This is a genomic window from Sporolactobacillus shoreicorticis (assembly GCF_024125445.1).
GTDB classification, from domain to species: domain Bacteria; phylum Bacillota; class Bacilli; order Bacillales; family Sporolactobacillaceae; genus Sporolactobacillus; species Sporolactobacillus shoreicorticis.
Map to the genome: position 1 here is coordinate 59,815 of NZ_JAMXWM010000001.1, position 19,796 is coordinate 79,610.

At 40.7% G+C, this 19,796-nt stretch carries 13 protein-coding genes; 7 read left to right on the forward strand and 6 right to left on the reverse strand.

Annotation, left to right across the window (positions count from 1 at the left end):
- The first annotated feature begins 157 nt into the window (after window positions 1-157).
- Both NIE88_RS00290 and NIE88_RS00295 read left to right on the forward strand, forming a co-directional pair.
- On the forward strand, window positions 158-1,681 hold the full coding sequence (locus NIE88_RS00290) for an alpha/beta fold hydrolase (protein WP_253057707.1): 1,524 nt from the start codon (window positions 158-160) through the stop codon (window positions 1,679-1,681).
- A gap of 80 nt (window positions 1,682-1,761) precedes the next feature.
- A complete protein-coding gene (locus tag NIE88_RS00295) occupies window positions 1,762-3,270 on the forward strand; it encodes an alpha/beta fold hydrolase (RefSeq protein WP_253057708.1) in 1,509 nt (502 codons plus the stop codon).
- A 198-nt stretch (window positions 3,271-3,468) separates the two neighbouring features.
- On the opposite strand, the gene NIE88_RS00300 is transcribed toward NIE88_RS00295, so the two are convergent.
- The 5 genes from NIE88_RS00300 to NIE88_RS00320 are packed head-to-tail and all read right to left on the reverse strand — an operon-like array spanning window position 3,469 to window position 8,209.
- Window positions 3,469-4,212 (reverse strand): SIS domain-containing protein, encoded by a 744-nt coding sequence (locus NIE88_RS00300; protein WP_253057709.1) that lies wholly within the window; start codon window positions 4,210-4,212, stop codon window positions 3,469-3,471.
- Window positions 4,213-4,227: 15 nt separating this feature from the next.
- A complete protein-coding gene (gene ulaA / locus NIE88_RS00305) occupies window positions 4,228-5,502 on the reverse strand; it encodes a PTS ascorbate transporter subunit IIC (protein WP_253057710.1) in 1,275 nt (424 codons plus the stop codon).
- 7 nt (window positions 5,503-5,509) lie between these two features.
- Window positions 5,510-5,803 (reverse strand): PTS sugar transporter subunit IIB, encoded by a 294-nt coding sequence (locus NIE88_RS00310; protein ID WP_253057711.1) that lies wholly within the window; start codon window positions 5,801-5,803, stop codon window positions 5,510-5,512.
- Window positions 5,800-6,249 (reverse strand): PTS sugar transporter subunit IIA, encoded by a 450-nt coding sequence (locus NIE88_RS00315; RefSeq protein ID WP_253057712.1) that lies wholly within the window; start codon window positions 6,247-6,249, stop codon window positions 5,800-5,802. Before NIE88_RS00315 ends, NIE88_RS00310 begins: the two co-directional genes overlap by 4 nt.
- A 10-nt stretch (window positions 6,250-6,259) precedes the next feature.
- Window positions 6,260-8,209: a BglG family transcription antiterminator gene (locus NIE88_RS00320; RefSeq protein WP_253057713.1), complete on the reverse strand. Its 1,950-nt coding sequence runs from the start codon at window positions 8,207-8,209 to the stop codon at window positions 6,260-6,262.
- 332 nt (window positions 8,210-8,541) lie between these two features.
- Between NIE88_RS00320 and NIE88_RS00325 the strand changes: the two genes are divergently transcribed.
- Window positions 8,542-9,480, forward strand: a complete 939-nt coding sequence (locus NIE88_RS00325; RefSeq protein ID WP_253057714.1) for an aldo/keto reductase — start codon at window positions 8,542-8,544, stop codon at window positions 9,478-9,480.
- A 180-nt stretch (window positions 9,481-9,660) separates the two neighbouring features.
- Here the strand turns inward: NIE88_RS00325 and NIE88_RS00330 are convergent, their stop codons facing one another.
- Window positions 9,661-9,918: a hypothetical protein gene (locus NIE88_RS00330; protein WP_253057715.1), complete on the reverse strand. Its 258-nt coding sequence runs from the start codon at window positions 9,916-9,918 to the stop codon at window positions 9,661-9,663.
- A gap of 627 nt (window positions 9,919-10,545) precedes the next feature.
- On the opposite strand from NIE88_RS00330, the gene NIE88_RS00335 reads away from it, so the two are divergent.
- The 4 genes from NIE88_RS00335 (at window position 10,546) to NIE88_RS00350 (ending at window position 19,732) form a co-directional block, all read left to right on the forward strand.
- On the forward strand, window positions 10,546-15,522 hold the full coding sequence (locus NIE88_RS00335; RefSeq protein ID WP_253057716.1) for a phosphodiester glycosidase family protein: 4,977 nt from the start codon (window positions 10,546-10,548) through the stop codon (window positions 15,520-15,522).
- Window positions 15,523-16,225: 703 nt separating this feature from the next.
- Entirely contained in the window at window positions 16,226-17,233 is a 1,008-nt protein-coding gene (locus NIE88_RS00340) for a LacI family DNA-binding transcriptional regulator (RefSeq protein WP_253057717.1), read from the forward strand.
- A gap of 10 nt (window positions 17,234-17,243) precedes the next feature.
- Window positions 17,244-18,350, forward strand: coding sequence for an ABC transporter ATP-binding protein (locus NIE88_RS00345; protein WP_253057718.1), 1,107 nt, complete (start codon window positions 17,244-17,246; stop codon window positions 18,348-18,350).
- Window positions 18,351-18,352: 2 nt separating this feature from the next.
- Window positions 18,353-19,732 (forward strand): ABC transporter substrate-binding protein, encoded by a 1,380-nt coding sequence (locus NIE88_RS00350; protein ID WP_253057719.1) that lies wholly within the window; start codon window positions 18,353-18,355, stop codon window positions 19,730-19,732.
- Window positions 19,733-19,796 lie beyond the last annotated feature (64 nt).

Here is a 19,796-nt window from a genome sequence, read left to right on the forward strand (position 1 = left end):
ATTCTATCAAAACAAACATTACATCATCATTTCAATAGGACTCCGTTAGTGAAGTTGACAGTATCTGTTTTGTGCATTTTTTCACATAATTCCAAATGATTTTATTCGACTCAATGACGGCATTACTGACGATCTTGCTTACAAAAGGATGAGCGGAATGGCAAATCTAGAACTCAAGAACTATCGGCTTCATTATGAATATATTATTAATGATTTTCATTCACCTACAATTCTATTTATCCATGATTTATTGCTTGATTCCACTCAATGGCGTCTCTTGATCAAACAACTTGATCATCATTTTAATTACATTGTTTATGATATCTATGGGCACGGCGAAACGAAAGACTGCGGCGTTCCGGTTTCGTTTGATCTTTTTCAATCAGAGCTTAGTGCCTTGATTGATTATTTACATGTTGACGCCGTTCATCTTGTGGGAAATGGATTTGGTGGCTTTATCGCATACGAGTATGCACAAAGGTGCAGTGCGCGTGTTGGTTCACTTACACTGCTGTCGGTGAATTTTTATCTTCCGAATTCAGAATGCCAGCGTACGTTCTCGCTTTATTCACAACTGATTGAAATCGACCGCAATCTGCTCTTGCAGAAATTAATGATGCAGTGCCTGCACAATAAAACGCCATTAAAGAAAAAAGAATTCCGGTCTGCATTTGAAAAGCTGTCTTCAGATGTATTTCAAAATTCGCTTCAATTGCTGATTGATACCTATGGTACAAAGCATTTTCATTTTACTGATGCACTAAGTAGTGTGAACGTGCCAACGCTTCTGTTACATGGTGATAAGGATCAGCTTTATCCGATTCAATTCACTGCGCTTTTTTCTGCCTGTATCTCGAATTGCCGATGGTTCAATATTCCCAATGCGTCGCATGTCCTTTCCATTGATCGTCCGGATCTGGTTGCTTACTATTTGAAAGACTATTTGAACAGCCAAAAAACGCCGGTTCCGGTTATGCCTGTTCATCAGCAAATCATTTCGAATTTTCGCGATGTTATTCAGGATATATTTAATGATCAGCAAATACAGCACCATGTTTTGACGATGAACATGATGCATGATACCGAGATTTTATGGAATGGCTGCCCGATTGAGGGGAAATGGAATCAGCGCCGGGCTAAAGAAATACTCTTATACCTCTTTTTACATAACGGAATTGTTAAAAGAAAGGATTTAATTCAAGCGTTTTTGTCCGATATTCCTAAGGAGCAGGCAAAAAATAATTTGCGTGTCTGGCTTAGCCATTTAAACAAAATTTTTCATAACAGTTCCGATTCGACCCTTCGTGAAATTTTAATTGTCGGCGAAGATATCGTTATGATAAATGCTGAACTGGTCTGTGATGTGCGAACATACTTGAAACAACTCAGCAATTTGTTTGACGATAAGGTTTCTCTTAATAAACAAGCAAAAAAGTTTATTAAATTACTGCAAAATTATGAGCCGGGTGCTTTTTCTGCATTCCGTTGCGACTGGATTTTCACACTGTCCGATCAAATTGAAGAGAAACTTGTTTTCTCAATGGAGCGATTGTTGCCTCTGCTTGAGCGGAAGAGAATGCTGCAGCCCATGCGTGAAATTCTTGAGGCCGGCAAGGTGATCGAACCTTATGACGGCTATTGCGATGAGAAACTTGCATTATTACAGACATTGCCTCAATAATAGTCACCTTTTTTATTAAAGAGGAGATACATCAAGTCTAAATTCCATAGGCCCAAGAATGAAAGCAGGTGTTTAATCTCATGCTTACTCAAAACAATCAAAATTATTCAATCCATTTTAAATACAGGAAGGAAAAGGAGTCGGCACCGACATTTGTATTTGTTCATGACCTTTGCCTTGATGCAACAATGTGGTCAGAGCTTATTAGAGAAATGGATCAACAGATGAACCTGCTGGTTTTTGATCTCTATGCACATGGAAAAACGACACAATCTTTATTGCCCTTTTCGATTGATCATTTTACATCCGATTTGCTTGCCCTTCTTGATCATTTACATTTGAATAAAATTCATTTGGTGGGATGCAGATTCAGCTCCTTTCTCGCATTTAATTTCGCATTGAAGAGACCAGAAAAAGTTGAGTCGCTGACACTTATCTCATTTCCATTCCATTTTCAGAGGAGCACATTTGTGCCTGAATGTGAATCACTGATTCAATTGCTTAAACTGGATCGATCTTTATTTGAAAAAAAATATCTTCTTGAAAACATATATCCAATTACGCTTCATAAGGCAAAAATCATTACCAGGGCACTGCGACGCGTATCCACTGAAACGATCGTGAACCCCTACCAGGAACTTCTTCAATGGACTGATTTCGATTTACTTCAAGAGTTGAAGAAATTGAAGATGCCTGTTTTATTTATGCATGGCGCATATGATCCCGTATATCCGTCCGAGTTGGCGATGATCTTGAGCAAATATGTTTTTAATAGCCATTTCATGCTCATTCCTAATTCATCAAGACTCGTACCACTTGATCAGCCTGCTTTTGCCGCGAGTGTTTTGTGTCAATTTCTTGCGAGCTCCAAATCTTCAGTCATGATTTCTACAGATTATCAAAGTCATATCAATAGCATGTATCGCTTAATTGAACGAGCATACCACCCGAAAACGACCCGGAGGCGGTACCTGCGTATGTCCATCATGGAACAAGGAATCCATGTTTATTGGAATGGTCTGGAGGTAAAAGGAAACTGGAATCAGCGAAGTGCGAAAGAAATCCTTTTATTTTTAATATTGAATCGCGGTGCAGTCAAAAGAGATACAATTATTGACGCCTTTACCCCAGATATGGAACTAGATAAAGCTCGAAATCATTTGCGTGTCCAGCTTAATCATTTAAATAAGATTTTTCAGAGTCAGTCAGATAAATCGTTGCAGGAGATGCTGATCATCAGCCGTGATTCAATTGCTTTGAATGCTGATATTCAAAGTGATATTGGCACTTATTTGAAGGAAATTGATCATCTTTTTTGGGCGGAGGAAAACAGCGTTGATAAGTGTGAAACCTTCCTGCAAATGCTCGAAGACTATTCACCAACACTATTCAACTCTTTTAAAGGTGAATGGGTACAGAGAATCAGCAAAAATTTAAATAGCAAATTTTCACAAATCATGACTCAGCTTCTTATCGGCTTGAAAAAAGATGATAATATTCCAATGATGATTCAGCTATTAAAGCAAGGGAAAAAGATTGAACCCTACGATGGATTCTGTAATGAATGGCTTGCTGCAATTAAGAACTAATCAATTGGGTGAAGTGGGCCAAAGGCAGATTCCTTTTTAAAAGATCTGTTAATTTTTTATATTGGCTTTGGCTCAAAGGGAAAATTAGTGATTTTCACCAATAAAAAAGATAAGTTGAGAGAAAAATTGATTTTTTCTCCCAACTCGTTGTTTTAAAGCTTTCCGGACGGACTCAATTGAGTGCTTATGCTAAAACGCTCACATATAATGAATCTGCTCCGTATATGCTTTAAAGATCTTAGTATTGAATGCGTCGCCGCCGTCGACATTGGAACTATGAAAAACCGGTGGCGTGATGCCCTCATCCAAAAGCTTTTCTGCGGTCTTTAAGACAATCGCATTTGCAATCAGTGAACCAATTGCTGTAGAGGTTGGTGCAACTTTTTGTTCCAAGCCAGCTAGCTGCATCGATGAATCTTCAAAATCCCCGCAGTTGTCGATAACGAGATCACAGACTTCAAACAGACGTTTTCCACTTGAATGTCTCGAAGTTACCTGTTTCGAATAGGTGAGATTTGTCAGAGCGACCGTATTCAGTCCTTTTTCCTGTGCAGCGATGGCCATTTCAATCGATACCGGATTTCTTCCTGAAACGGAATGGATCAAAAGCGTGTCGCCTTCGGAGGCAGGCAGGGTTGAAAAAATTATTTTGCCGAATCCGCTAAGGCGTTCCATCTTTGAAGTCATGGTGACGGGTTTTGTATTGAGCATCAGGGAAGGAGTCAGCACCGGGTTGATGAGTGCCAGTCCACCGGTACGATAAAACAGCTCTTCAGTGATAATTCCTGCGTGTGACGCACCGAATGCATAAATCGTATGCCCGCTTTTGATTGTCTCGGCAAAGAAGTTCGCAGCCGCACGCATGTTTTCTTCCTGTGTTTCCAGAACTGTTTCTGCTATTTGTTTTACATGTTCAAAATATGTGTTCATGATGTTGTTCATGATTGCGCTCCTCCGTTAAAAGAGTTTTCCTATTGCTCCGGCGATGATCGACCACAACGAGAAGTCATTGCCTCCGAAGACGATGATCCAGTCAGAAACGGTGTGCTGCAGGAATGGAATTGAGAAACCGACGAGCAGAATCATAAGCACCCCGGCAACACCTGATCCGATTACAGCGCCTCTTAATCCGCCTGTACCATTGCCAATCACTGCGGCTGTTCCAATTTCAAAGAAGCATGTAATGGTTAACGGGACGACTGCGTAAGGGAACAGTCCGGCAGATCCGATAATGAAGAGCGTGATCGACGAGGTAACCATTGATGTAATGAAACCAATTAATACGGCATTAGGCGCAAACGGGAAGATAATTGGGCAGTCCAGTGCCGGTATTGCATTTGGAATGACTTTGTCGGAAATTCCTTTGAATGCGGGAATGATTTCAGCAAGCATCATACGGACACCAAGCAAAAGAATGGTTAATCCGGCACCGAAGGTAATCCCTTGCAGCAACGAAAAGGTGACTAAACTCTGTGTTTTATCAAACACTGTTTTTGATCGGTCAACGCCAAGAATGAGGCCGATGATGATATACACAATAAACATTACTATGGAAGATGTAATCGTTATTTCTCTGAGAAATTCCAACTGTTTTGGAAATTTAATATCCTCAGTTGACTTTTTCTTATTACCCAGCCACTTTCCTAAAAGGCCGGATAATAGGGATAATCCAATCGTTGGATGACCGAGTGTGAATGAATCTGATCCGGTAACCTTTTTCACAAATGGCTTAATTAAAGCAGGCGCAAAAATCATGTAAATAGCGGTAAATATCGTCGCAAAAATGACAATGAAAGCCCCTTCTAAGCCACTTTCAATGGATACGGCAATGAAAATGAACGGGAACCAGAAAAGCATGTGACCGGTTAGAAAAATGTTTTTCAAAGGTGTGAATCGAGCAACGATAAGATTTATGGCGAAAGCAAAAAGCATTGTCAGTCCAATCTGAGAACCATACTGTTTAATGAGATTGTCTGAACCCATAGGATGCAGAACTTGAGCATCTGGAATTTTATAGAGCAGATTAAAGGCTCCAGAAAGCGGTGTAATCGAGTTTATGAGTATGGTCGTTCCCTGTGTCAGGATAACGACACCAATAATTGTTTTCGCTGTTCCGCTGATCGTATCGGACAAGCTTTTTCGCTGAATGATGAGTCCTGCTGCTGCAATAATTCCAAGAAATAATGCAGGCTGTCTAAGAATTTGATTGACAATAAAATCAATGATGACCATTGACTGTTCACTCCTTAATTAGTTCATGTAATTTTTCTAAACCGGCTTCTTTGATTTCATTTTTATCAATGAAATTAGAGACCCTGATGACAGGGACTTGAACAGAACTAATCAATTTTTCACTCAGTTCTTTTGAAGTGAAAATAATATCGCACGGTGTTGATGATGCTGAACCGACATCTGCCGTTTCAACATGTGCATCAATGCCTTCTTCTTTTAGGAGTTCATCAAGCTTCATTTTTAATACAAGCGATGAACCGACACCAAATCCGCATACAGTCAAAATTTTCAATCGTTTCATTTGTCCATCTCCTCGTTAATTAAACGATCAATCTGATTGAGATCGCTGCTTTCTTGTATGGTTTGCATGATGTGTGGATCATCAAGCAGCAAGCCTAATTTCTTTAAAAGCTGCAGATGTCCTTCGCTTCCCTCGGCGCAGAAAGCAAAGATGACATTGACCGGATCGTTATGTTCGCTGCCAAAGTTAATTGGCTTTTTCAGTGTCAGTAAACTGATGTCGTTCTTTTTTACGTGTTTCCCGGGACGTGCATGACCGAGTGCAACATGTGGGATGATGACCATGTACGGACCCAAGGTTTTCACGGCCTTCACCATCTCGTTGATATACGCGAAATCGATACTGTGATTCTGAAGCAGCAGCAGCCCGGATTGCCGGATTGCATCTTCCCAATTATCCACCGTTTGCTGCAGCATGATATTGCTTTTTTCTATAAATTGAGCCATTAAATCACACCTAACTGTTTCGGTTGTTTAAGAGTAAGAGTTCGTCTATCCGCGTTGCTTGTTTCAAAGTGTTCATATTGTCTTTGTTATCCAATAGTTTAACGAGCTTAATAAAATGATCGGAATCGGCCTTTGTGGCACACATCACGATAATCACCTTCACTGTCACATCCGTTCGATCACCGAAAATGATTGGTTCCTTTAGGGTCAAAAGACTCATTCCATCTTTATTTACTCCATCTTTATATGAAGCATGAACTATTGCGACGTTCGGAATAAAGACCATGTAAGGTCCAAGTTCTTCAACGGCCTTGATCATGGCATCGACATATTTTTCGGTGATGTTCTGATGGCGAAGCAGCGGATTGCTTGCGTGAGCGATGGCTGTACGCCAGTCGGTAGGCTGTATGTTCAATTGAATATGATTCTTTGGAATCAATGCTTCGAGTGTTGCGGTCGGCTGATTAATTTCAAGAAGATCATTCATTTGCTTTTGATAGACTTTGCGAAAAAGCAGTTTTCGTAAGCGAATCAAATCATCTGATTCAAGCAGCGGATTAACAACAATTACTTTTCGCTTTGAAAAGTCAATGGGTACCGTAGAAATAATGAAATCAATGGTTGAAAGATCAAACGTTTGCAGATTCGATAAGTTAATCGGTCCGTCACATTTGATTTCAGGCATCATTACTTTTAATCGACTAGCAAGCAGTGAGGAAGTTGCTAATCCGGATCCGCATACAATTAACGCAGTGGGCATATACCCGGTTGCTGAATGGCGTTCATAACTGGCACCAAGATGCATGGCAATAAAGGCAATTTCTTCTTCCGGAAAAGTGATGCCTAAATGCTGCTCCAGTTTGATTACAATTTTACGCGTGATCTCATAGATAAAACGAAACTTGTATTTGACTTGCTCGGTCAATGCATTTTCTATCGGCAAGTGATGTTTCATTCGATTCAGAGCGACGCGCAGATGATAGGTTAAAGCATGAATAAACTCGTCATCTTTAGTAAAATTAATGCCAATTGCCTTACTGGCCTCCTTTGCAAAGTAGAGACTGACCTGATAGGTCTCATCATCAACAACAAAATTTTCTTCACCAATCGGTGCAGAGGTAATTTTGGATAACTTAAACTGCTTTAAAGTAAAGACAACTTCGTCATCAGGAAATGAATGTGTCGTGTCGCTCTGAAGCTGTTCTTTAACCCATTCAAATGCAAATGAATTCAAATGATTTTTCACTTCAATGAACGGATAGGCAACGTAATGATCCTTTGCGATCCGACTCATTTGATAGCAAATGATGAGCACAAGCTCTTTTAACGCGCTGTCACTGAATTGAATCTGTGTTCTTGCTTCAAAGGTCTTAATAAATGCTTTCGCTTTATTCACACGTTCTTGAGCAAAGATTTTGATAAAGCTTTGTTTCGTGATGTGGCTTTTCTCAGTAATTTCATTGATTAAAGAGATAAATGCATAGCGAATATCAATCTCATTACCTGTAATTGAGATCCCCTTCGAGCGTTTTCGCTCAACGGTCACCCCGTGCTTTTTTAACCGGTCATCCACTGAGGACAGATAATGGAAAATTGTCGATTTACTTGTTTCATAGATCTCCCCCAATCGGTCAAGTGTTGTCTCTTGGTCCATCATAATTTGAACCGCGAGGGCATACGTGAGATTTTCCCTAGAGAGCACCAAATGATTCATTTGCTGGAGCACCTGACTGATCACTGACTCTTGCTTCGGATGCATTTGGAGCATAATTCCCTGACCTTGCTTGCGAATGAGCGTCACTCCAAGTTCATGAAGAAAACACTTAATGAAGTCCAAATCATAGCGAATGGACCGTTCACTCACATGAAATCGCTCCGATAAACGCTTTACCGTTACATACCCATCCGTATCTCGCAATTCACCAAGGATATTCACTTGCCGCTCAGTTAAAGAAATCATCACATCACTTCCTCAAAAACAGTATAATCTATAAAATCAGACTATTTAATGATTAACTATTTCCTATCAAATGGCAAAAAAATAAATAATAAATAAAAAATTGAAATTATTCTATCTGAAGAAGAGCAAAGATTCCAGTTCTCTAAGATTCGTTAATAACAAACTTCTGGAAGCTTAATGAAAGGGGTGCACGAGCACTATACCCTACACCGACTAAATTTTTTGTGACTAACGATTTACTTACATCCATAGAACCTACAAGCATGGAAACGGTTTTCTTTCGATTGCTGTGCTATATTCAAGAAGATGAAGAATCTTGAGGAGGTAAGTTGATGGATAAGATTAAAATTGGAAAAAGTCAAGTTGAAACAGTACCACTTGGACTAGGTACAAACAAGGTCGGTGGACACAATTTGTTTCCAAATCTGTCGGAATCAGACGGTCTTGCGACGATTCGCACTGCTCTTGAATCGGGAATCGAGCTGCTCGATACAGCATTTATTTATGGTAAAGGACGTTCGGAGGAATTGATTGGTGAAGCTATTGCCGATTTCCCGAGAGATCAAGTGATCATTGCCGACAAAGCGGCGCACGACTTCTCAAGCGGTGGCATGCTTTTGAATAATGAACCGCAATTCCTGACAAAGTCGGTTGATGATGCACTCCGGCGACTAAAAACCGATTATATTGACATTTTCTATATTCATTTCCCTGATGAAAAAACACCGAAAAGCGAAGCTGTTGGTGCGCTCCAAGAACTGCGAGAGGCAGGAAAACTACGGGCAATTGGCATTTCAAATTTCACGCCTGAACAAGTGAAGGAAGCGAACCAGGATGGTTATGTTGATGTCGTCGAAAATTATTACAGCTTAATTCACCGCGAAGATGAAGAAACGCTATTCCCGTATTTGAATGACGCACATAGTTCATTTATTCCTTACTTTCCGCTTGAATCGGGGTTACTTACCGGCAAATATACGAAGGATTCAACCTTTGCTGAAAATGATCCGCGCAGCAAAGATAAGAAATTTACAGGTGAAGTGTTCCAAAAAACGATGGCTGCGGTTGATACGCTGCGCCCGATTGCGAGGCAGCATCATGTCGATGTTCTCCAGATTGTACTGGCATGGTATTTAGCTAATCCTAATTTAGCTGCAGTGATCCCCGGCGCTCGCAATGCCGGTCAAATTCCGGGAATTGTGCAATCAGCTAAAGTAAACCTTTCCAAAGACGAATACGATCTGATTGATCAAAACTTTTCAACCAAGTAACTTGAATTGTTCAAAAAAATTGGAAAGTAAAAAAGCGGCCGCACGCGCCGCTTTTTTTTTATACATGGCGTCTGTATGTCCTAATGAGGTAAATGAAAATCATAATCTCGATTGTATCGCATAAAAATTTGCGTTTGTGGTAACGACAAGAGACAAAGTTTAAAAGGATACCTGACTGTTTTATTTTTGTGTATTCATCAATGCTTTTGTCTGCTTTTCTTTTATAGTGACATTCAGACGGTGGATTTCTTCACCATTTTTAATAAGAGCGTGATGCTCTCGAATGGTCCGCAATTTTTTCATATCTTCTTCATATTGTGCGCGCATACGAGTCCATTCATTTTTTATTGCGAGAATCCGGCGATCAAGTCGTTGGTTATCACTTTGTAACTTTGAAATGATTTCCTGTTTTGTTCCGATCAATAAATCACTTAACACTCATTTTGCTCCTCTCAGTGCCACGTCATTGTGGCCATGTCCGATTCACTGTTTTAATTCTTGTTTTATATTACTCTGATTAAATAGACAAAACCTGAACATTTTGGAGAGTGCTGTATCCAAATAGGGACATGCTTAGCAAAATAGTGAATCGCGACTTTGTTGAAATAAATAACAAGTACATCAAAGTTCCGGATCTAATCACGTACATAAGCATGCCAAAAATTAAAGATAACAGATCGACAACACTTGGGTAACTTTGTTTTGGCATTCAAAGAATTGGAGAAGTGACAGGTTCACGGAAGGTCATTAAATTCACATGAGATATAATCCTTTTGGCTCAACAGATTACAATTCGTTGGTAAAAGAGATTTTTTTATGGGAAAAAGTGGAACAGAGTTAGATCGCAGCTCATGGAAGCACAATCTTTTCTGAAGTATACTGATCAATTCATTTTCGTATAACTAAGCATTTTTACAGTATCATTACTATTTTATTATGTGTAATCAATTTCTAATCAATTTCCAAATTATATAATTCAACTGTGCTTTGGATGGAAGCATGAGAAAAAGATAGGTGGGTTTCCTGAATGAGCGATTCTAAACTATGGGGAGGAAGTAAAAAAACGTGAAACTGTGCAGTAAATCGATCGTTTCTATGACATTGGCCACTTTTTTATTTACACAATTCATTTCAAATATTCCTGCACACGCATTGGAACAGACGAATGTTTCATCCTCGGTAATGAAACAGATCATTAATGAAACCAGCACGCAATTAGCTTCCGGGATTGAAGAAAAGCATATTACATATAAAAATGCGGCGGGCGACAGAACCGAGCTTTTTACTGTAAATGTTGATCTGAGCAACAAGAACACAGCACTATACCCCGGGATGCCAGACGACGGACACGATTACGGTATGCAATCAGTTCGTGAAGAGGCAAATGCGGCAATTAAGAATGGAAAAAATGTTGTTACCGGGGTTAATGCAGACTTTTATAATATGGCGACAGGTGAACCTCAAGGTAATGTTGTGAAAAACGGTATTGAAATTCATCAAGCGAACGGAAGCGATGCAACATTCTTCGGTGTTTTAAACGATGGAACGCCGATTATTGGTGACCAAACAAAGTACAACCAAATTAAAGCAAATTTAAAACAGGCCTTAGGTGCAAAAAACATTTTAGTAAAAGATGGAAAAATTGGTAATACATCGCCGATTGGGGCAAATATTGAACCAAGAACGGCAGTAGGAATCAAGGGTGATAATACAGTCTTTTTTGTTGTTATTGATGGCCGGCAGGCTCCGTATTCAAATGGGATTTCGATGTCTGACTTGGCACAGCTAATGCTTGATATGGGAGCAATTCAGGCAGTAAACCTTGATGGAGGGGGTTCGACAACTTATATTTCCAGAACACCTGGAGAGGATGAACTCAGTTTAAAAAACCGTCCGTCTGATGGAACTGAGCGCACGGTAGCCAACTCCTGGCTCATCATATCAAATGCTTCTGCAGATCATGTGTTTGCATCAGCAGTCATTTCCCCGGCTGATAAAACCTATTCACCAAATTCAACGATCACGTTCACAGCAAAGGGTAAAGATGCAGCCGGCTATTCAGCGCCATTACCCGCAGATGGACTCAGCTGGGGCCTGTCTGACCCCACTTTCGGCAGCATCGAAACGACCAAGGGTGTATTCCAATCGAATGGAAAGGAAGGTAAAGTAACTGTCACCCTTTCGTATAACGGAAAAATTATTGGTAGTACCGATGTTGAAATTGCGGTACCAGATGAACTTCTTTTTACTCAAAAAGCATTGAGTCTGAAGTTCAATACATCAAATGATTTAGGATTGGTTGCTCGCTACGAGGGGCGTGAGGTTATTTTACATGATGGCGATATTAAGTGGAGTTTTGATCCGAATATGGGAACTATTGACAACACGGATATACTTCATACTGGAAGTAAAAGTGCCTCGGGTGATCTAATAGCGACACTTACGGGGGCGAACTTATCCGCAACGCTTAGTGTAACTGTGGGGCAGTTGCCGACTATTCTGTATGATTTTGAAGCTGGATTAGGTGACTGGTCACCTTCAACAGCAGGACGTGGTGAAGTTTCCGTCCTCTCGCTTTCGGATTATCCAGATGGAATTATTCGATTCGGCGATCATTCACTCAGGATGGATTATGACTTCACCAATGCGACCAAAAACGCAACGCTTGGTGCCTACGCCGGTCCGGCAAAAAGCAAAGATATTCCTGGGATGCCGACCGGTATTGGCATGTGGGTGCATGCGACATCGGAAGCTCAAGGATACTGGCTGAGAATGTATGTCTATGATAAAGCAGGTACAAATAAACCAATTAACCTGACGACGCAGACTGAGGGAATCAACTGGACAGGCTGGAAATATGTTGAGGCACCAATACCCGCTAACTATGAGGGGCCATTCAAAACCTTCCCGAAGCAGATGATTCGGATGATGTCACTGAAATCGGGACAGCCAGGAGGAGGACCGATGACTAAAGGTAGCGTTTATGTGGATAACGTCAGAGCTGTATATGGGGCAAATGTTGACGACCTCAAGTCGCCGATCATCGATTCAATCAATGTGGATGGAAAATCATACACGAATGCTCAGGTGAACCTGACGACAGCGATTCACGATGATATGAGTGATGCTCATGCGACCGGCATCAATTGGGATCGTAACCGGATTTGGGTAGATGGAACCGAATATACTGGTGCAAAGGATCACTATTCCTACGACAAGGATGGAACATTTACACTCTCCGGTTATCAGTGGGCTGATGGCGTGCATCATGTTCATATCTCCATTCAGGATAACTTCGGCAACGAGACTGGTAAGGATGCTTACTTCACAGTGAATACCGGAAACGGGACGAAAATAAGCCTCAGTCCAAAAGAAAGAAATGCCTCACTTGGAGGTATCTATTCGCTGAAACTGTCGGCAGATGACCTTTCCAATGTGAAGGGTGCAACCGCTACAATTAATTTTGGCAAGGGTTTTCCGGTTAAAGATGTTACTTTTGCCAAAAGTGCTGCCGGAAGCACCTATATGTACGATCAGGCAACCGGTGATCTGAAGCTGACGATTCAAAATGATGGGGCACCGAAACAAGCCGGAGATCTGGCAACAATTATGGTTTCTGTGCCTTCGAGCACCGTGGAGGGTGCAAAGATTTCTTACAGCATAACCGAGGGTAACGCAACGTTTGTGAATGCACAGGGAAACTCTTTTAATGCATCTTTCTCAAGCAACCCAGGTGAAGTGCCGGTTGTTGCTGCTTATCAAATACAGATAGAGCCTATGGTTGTCGGCTCAGACGGCATCGTGCAGGTACAAACCCAGGATGGTCAGCCGGTTTCCGGGGTAGAGGTCAGCATGACCTCGGCAGATGGTAAGACTCAGTCGCTGGGCACGACCGATACTCAAGGGAAACTAACCAGTTCTCTGCCGACGAGGAGTGCGCAGAAATTTAAGTTAACCGCACAGAAAGGAGAAAATTATAGTTTTGCTGCATCCGGTCAGTCGTACAATGCACAGAAGACGGAAATGCCGTCCAATATTCTTGTCGGCGCTACTCAGAATCCGAAAACAGAAAAGTCAGTGACCTGGATGACCAATCCGCTTCAAAGTGAAGAGCAGGCAATTATGCAAGTGGCCGCAAAGTCAGAATATGACGCTAAAGGTAATCAAGCTTTCCAGAATTTTGTCGGAAAGAGACAATTACTCACCTACTCCAGTGATAGCAGTGCCGTCAAACTTAACAGCGCGAAGGCAATTGGATTAAAACCGGGGACACTTTACGTATTTAGAGTTGGCGACGGAAAAAACTGGTCGGATATTCGAGGATTTAAAACGTTAACCGATAGCAATCAGATGACATTCAATGTATTTGGCGATACTCAAGTAACTGAATCAAGCGGATTAGAGGACTTTGATAAGATTCTCACACGGATTGAGAATGCATCTGTTAAATCGGACTTCGCTATTCATGTTGGAGACTTTACTGATGACCAGACATTCTTTGATGAGGCCGACATGACTGCAGAGATGTTTAACAAGCATCCTGTATTTGACTCATTGGATATGATCCACGTATTAGGCAACCATGAATACCAAGGAGATAACGGAATCAAGTCTGCTTCAATGCTGGCGATGCCAAACACGAATGGACCAGAGATTAACAAAACAGGTACTTATTCGGTTGATTATGGAAATATGCACATTGCGGTGATTGGCTGGACGGATAATGCAGATATGATGAAGAAGGAAATGGACTGGCTGCGCAAAGACATGAAGGCAACGCATCAGACTTGGAAGATCATTGCCACCCATCAGCCGGCGTATAACAAAAATCCTGCTGATGCCCAATCGACAATGTTCCATAATATGCTTGCCCCGGTATGTGACGAGCTCGGTATTGATCTTGTGTTCAATGGCCATGATCACTCATATGGACGTACCTATCCACTCGTGGCTAACAAAAGGGCAAGTGCGGGGACAGTCTATATTGCGGCCGGACATACAGGGAACAAAACGTACGATATCCAGCCGAATGACCCTTCTGTATTCGAAGTCGTTCAAAAAGATAAGAATGAAGTCGTTTATCTCACCGCTCAAGTGAATGGCAATAAAATGAATTTAATTGCCGCTCATCCGGATGGCAGTGCTGTGGATGATGTCACACTGACCGCACATCCTGCTGATAAGACGCAACTTGAAGCAGCAGTAAAATCAGCAAAAGCACTGAACCTGAACGATTATTCGATTACCGGTCAGAGTGATTTTACCTCTGCACTGAACAACGCGCAAAAAGTGTTGGATAATGCAGATGCCGTCCCTAAGGATGTCGCGTCAGTCCTGGATAACTTATCAAGGGCTCAGGCTGCTTTGAAGAAGTCGGCAGATAAGACAGCTCTTGAAACCGCAATTGCAAAGGCAAATAAATTCGATTTGTCTCAATATAAAGAGGTTAGTCAGGATGTGTTCAAAACCAAGTTACAAGAGGCCATTGCGACGTATGACAATAATGCATTAAGTGTTGATGATCAGAAACAAGTTAACATAGCAATTGATGAATTGAATCAGGCGATGGCTGATCTACAGCTTGTTGATGGTTTTAAAAACGATGAAACTACAGATCCTTCCAGTAAGGATACCATTGCTGATGCCGAGGCAGCAGTCCGGAATGCGGAACAGAGTCGAGATCAGAAAACTATTGAAGCCGCGAAAAAGTTAGTCAACGCTCTTACTGAAGGTGCAGATAAGACAGCTTTGACAAAACGACTTCAGGCCATTCGTGTTAATTCAAATAACGGTCAGGACACCAAAAACGAGAATGAATCAAATGATTCAGGTTCGAGTGCTGGAAACGTGGAACATTCAAATGGATCTACGGATGATTCTTCCGCAGCCGAGAATACTAGCCAGAAACAGGATAAAGATGCTGGGGCATCGTCCTCCCTGCCTAAAACTGGTGATGTATTCAACGTCTGGACCGTTTCACTCGGCGTCATTCTAATTCTTATAGCAGTAGGTATTGTGATGAGAAAAAAGAAAACTGATTAATATCCTGTCACGGGGAATGATTCATGCTTGCTTATATTTTTGCCTCTCAGAAAAAGCAGATGCGTGATAGTATCTGCTGATTTGAGGGGCGTTTTTAATTATGGATTTTTAATTCATTGAGTGCGTAGGCGCGAAACAGCATGCCAATCGTTCACTGCAAATCAATTCGCCTTTTCGTTGTCTAATAAATTATAAAATATCAACTAACCCTGTTTCTATTGGACGTCTTTTAATTATTATTTTATTAGCACCCGCGACATTTATTTATGGCGGCATGCAATGTATAAAATATGGCATAATCAGTAATACTTGGACGCCTATTGTCCAATTTTATTGCGCGAGTTCGGAGACTAAGTTGTTCGGTTTCAGCTTATAATTCGGTTAGCATTTTCTGCCTTGATCCGATCAGATGGGTTAACAATGCTCTTCGCTCTGCTCATACCTTTTATTTTTTTATGGTACGTTATATAGATAGACAAAAACTAAACAATTTTAGTGATGAAGATCATTGCAGGGGAAATGAAGACGTACGGATCTTAAAGCATCATGTTGCCTTTGGTCTTCTTGTCAGTTGGCTCAGCTGAATTAACTTAAACTTTACTTTACTCCAACAAGGGGTTAACGGTTAACGATTAATATATAAATTGTTTGAGAGATTTTTATAGCCTATCAGCGAACCGGTTTTCTTGGTGGAGGGATCCTTTTGGTCACAATTAATGACGTTGCAAAAAAAGCAAATGTCGCAAAAAGTACGGTGTCTAATTTCTTTAGCAAAAAAAAGGAAATCAGCAAGGAATTAAAAGAAAAAATTTTGCAAGCGGCTGAAGAACTGAACTACAGACCTAATTATTTTGCGTCAACTTTGGCGACGAAAAAATCGCAAGTTATCGGTGTTTCTTTTAATACAGATACAAAATCATCAACGGATTTTCATCAAAATATTATTAGAGGGATTCTGTCTGTCTGCGATGAGCGAAATTACTATTTGCTTATCAATCCATCGGGAAAACAAAAAAAGCACTTCTTTCCGATTGATGGGGAAATTATTTTGAATCCAGAGTCCCATGAAGCAGTTTCCGATAGACGGATGGATGAACAAATAAAACGAGTATGGGTAGGAACGCCACCGGATACGGAAATAAAAAATGTTTATCATGTTGACAATGATAATGTTCATATTGGGTATATTGTCACGGATTTTCTAATCGAAAATGGTGCTGCAAATCTTTGTTTCTTAAACTCACAGGCATCCCGAACCTACTCTTTAGAAAGAAAAAGAGGCTTTGAACGTGCGATTCATAAACATCATTATTTGGACACGCAGTATCGGCATTATTTTTTGGAGGAAAAAGCTGACCCACAGACTTTTGCTTATGAGATTGCGAAAAAAGAGTTGGACTGTTTAGACGTTCAGGCATTCATTACTGATTCTGATATTATGGCTAAAGGTGTTTACCATGCTGCCTATGAGCGTGGCAAATCGATACCTGATGATTTATCTGTGATTGCCATTTGTTCCGGACTTAATTCAAGTGAGGTGTTTCAGCCCCCTCTAACCGTAGTGGAATTAAATGAACTGCGTTTAGGACATGAGGCTGCGCAGCTTCTAATTGACCTTATCGAAAATGTAGACTCAAAGCGCCTGCACAATAAACGTATTGATTCAGTTTTAAAAATAATGGGATCAACAAAGATTATTCAAACGAGTTAGGAGTAAGCAAATGAGTTTTTTAACTTTCAAACATGTATCCAAGCAATATGTGGACGGGAAAAACAATCAAGGATATGCTGTTCGCAACGCGAATTTTTCAATTAATAAAGGTGAATTGGTTGTTTTTGTTGGCCCTTCAGGCTGCGGAAAATCAACATTTCTGAGAATGCTTGCCGGTCTGGAAGAGATTACATCAGGAGAAATTATTCTTGAAGAACAGTCGTTAAATGACGTAGATGTGAAAATGAGAGACATAGCCATGGTCTTTCAGGACTATGCACTCTACCCGCATATGTCTGTAGAAGAGAATTTGTCTTTTGGACTCAAGAATCAGCGCAAACCAAAACAAACAATTATGCAGAAAGTTGACATGGCTTGTTCTCTATTGGATCTTTCTGATTTTAGAAAACGTATGCCGAAACAATTGTCAGGTGGTCAGCGTCAGCGTGTCGCATTAGGACGAGCGATTGTAAAGGAGCCTAAGGTGTTTCTTCTTGATGAGCCATTGTCGAATCTGGATGCGAAGCTTCGCGTACAAACGAGAAAAATGATTGCTGACTTACATAATCGGCTTAAAGCTACGATGATCTATGTTACCCATGATCAAACGGAAGCAATGACGTTGGCCGACAAGATTGTGGTCATGAATAAAGGAATCATTCAGCAGATTGACACGCCGGAACGTATCTATCTGTATCCGAGCAATCTATTTGTTGCGGGTTTTATTGGTTCACCGCCCATGAATTTATTACGTGTAAAAATTAAAAATAGCCAATCATTTAAGCTTAGCGAGTTCAACGTTCAAGTCCCAGATGATTACCAAGTATTGCTTCAACCTTATGTAGGAAAGGAGGTGATTCTTGGAATCAGGCCGGAATACATTCAACTCAGTGAGCTAACCACTGGAGAATCAGGAATAAAGCCAAATCTTATCGAATTTCTTGGTTCGGAAAATCTTATTTATTTTATGTTAGAGGAAGGAGAACTAATCGTTAAAAAAAATCTCTCGTCCAAAATGTCGCCAAGCACGAACTACGGTCTAAAAATCAAGAGGGAAAACATGCACTTCTTCGATCCGATATCAGGTGAACACTTAAAAAGAAGGAGCTCTAACTGAACATGAATAAACTAACAGGTATTTTACTATGTGTTGCTTTACTTGTCGGTGTACTGGCAGGTTGCGGGAACTCAAACAAAACAGACGATAAAACCAGCAAACCAACAATCAATATTCTTACAGCCGTGACAGGTGGTAAGGATGAAGAAGGAATGAAAGCCTTTGAAAAAGAATTGGGGCAACTAACCGGATACAAAATTAACATGATCAAGCCTGCCGATGATTACAATACGGTACTCATGCAAAAATTAAAGGCAGGGGGAGAAAATCTCGATCTTGTTTATTTTGATCAAAGTCAGTTACCCGATTTAGTGAAGCAAGGAGCTCTTCAAGACATTACCAGTGCCGTTGAAGATTCTAATATACTTTCAGACACATCAATTATACCAGAAAAAGAATGGAAAAACATTGAAATAGACGGCAAAATATATGCAAGTTTTAATAAAAAGGAAATTGAACGAGTAGTTAATGTAAACGAAGGGCTAATAAATAAATATGGTATTGATTTTAAGGATGCAGACACATTGGATGGTTATTATCAATTGTTTAAACAATTGAAGGATAAGGATAAGACCCAAGGATTCTATCCATTTAATGTTTCATTAAGCTTACTTTTTGACCTCCAACCATGGTTTGCAAGTGAAGGATTAAAAGGCGGAATCGTTGTTGATGAAAATGGAAAGAAAACCGTTCCGTGGAGTACAGACGCCGCTGCTCCTGTATGGAGCTGGCTGAGAAAATTATATAAAGAAGGACTTATGGATCCGGATGCACTTACAGATACAACAAAAGAATTGAGGAATAAATTCCAATCCTCTCAAACGGGGGTTGTCACGGACTGGGCTGCTTGGACAGGCCTCTATAATGTTAATGCGGCAGGCAGTTATCCAAATGAATTCAAGGCTGTTGCTCATGGCGGGACAAAGAACAAAGATGGAGCATACATGTTAACACGTGGTGCTGCTTCATTGTGGGGTATTCCATCGACGAGCAAAAATGCTAAGGAAGCCATGAAAGTCCTAGAAACATTAGCTACTCAAAAAGGTGGAGATCTTTTATCAGTCGGGGCGAAAGGTTACGACTACACGGATGATAACGGAAAAGTAGAATTAACGGAAAAGGGGAAGGAAGCAGGCATGGATCACGGCGCCCCATTCCCAATCTCAGAAAAGTATAAGTCGCCGCTTCCATACAATCCAGGTGTTGAAGATGCGTTAGGTTTCTTAAAATATGCTTCTACCGAAAGTTATCTGCCGGAAACCGCTGATTATACGACCATTGTATCTAAAGAGGCGATCAGAATGGTTAAGGGTGAAGTATCGGTTGAAGACGGGTTGAAAGAAATGCGAGAAAATCTTAAGGCGAAGAAGGTTATTGATTAATCGAGCATTAAACTGTCAATGAAATGAATGGATCTAGGTTCAGCTAATAGAAACGAGAGGAGAG

What these genes read in the sequence shown, in the direction of transcription:
- NIE88_RS00290 (WP_253057707.1), top strand. Translation starts at nt 158, where the DNA reads ATGGCAAATCTAGAACTCAAGAACTATCGGCTTCATTATGAATATATT.
- NIE88_RS00295 (WP_253057708.1), top strand. Translation starts at nt 1,762, where the DNA reads ATGCTTACTCAAAACAATCAAAATTATTCAATCCATTTTAAATACAGG.
- NIE88_RS00300 (WP_253057709.1), bottom strand. Translation starts at nt 4,212, where the DNA reads ATGAACAACATCATGAACACATATTTTGAACATGTAAAACAAATAGCA.
- ulaA (WP_253057710.1), bottom strand. Translation starts at nt 5,502, where the DNA reads ATGGTCATCATTGATTTTATTGTCAATCAAATTCTTAGACAGCCTGCA.
- NIE88_RS00310 (WP_253057711.1), bottom strand. Translation starts at nt 5,803, where the DNA reads ATGAAACGATTGAAAATTTTGACTGTATGCGGATTTGGTGTCGGTTCA.
- NIE88_RS00315 (WP_253057712.1), bottom strand. Translation starts at nt 6,249, where the DNA reads ATGGCTCAATTTATAGAAAAAAGCAATATCATGCTGCAGCAAACGGTG.
- NIE88_RS00320 (WP_253057713.1), bottom strand. Translation starts at nt 8,209, where the DNA reads ATGATTTCTTTAACTGAGCGGCAAGTGAATATCCTTGGTGAATTGCGA.
- NIE88_RS00325 (WP_253057714.1), top strand. Translation starts at nt 8,542, where the DNA reads ATGGATAAGATTAAAATTGGAAAAAGTCAAGTTGAAACAGTACCACTT.
- NIE88_RS00345 (WP_253057718.1), top strand. Translation starts at nt 17,244, where the DNA reads ATGAGTTTTTTAACTTTCAAACATGTATCCAAGCAATATGTGGACGGG.
- NIE88_RS00350 (WP_253057719.1), top strand. Translation starts at nt 18,353, where the DNA reads ATGAATAAACTAACAGGTATTTTACTATGTGTTGCTTTACTTGTCGGT.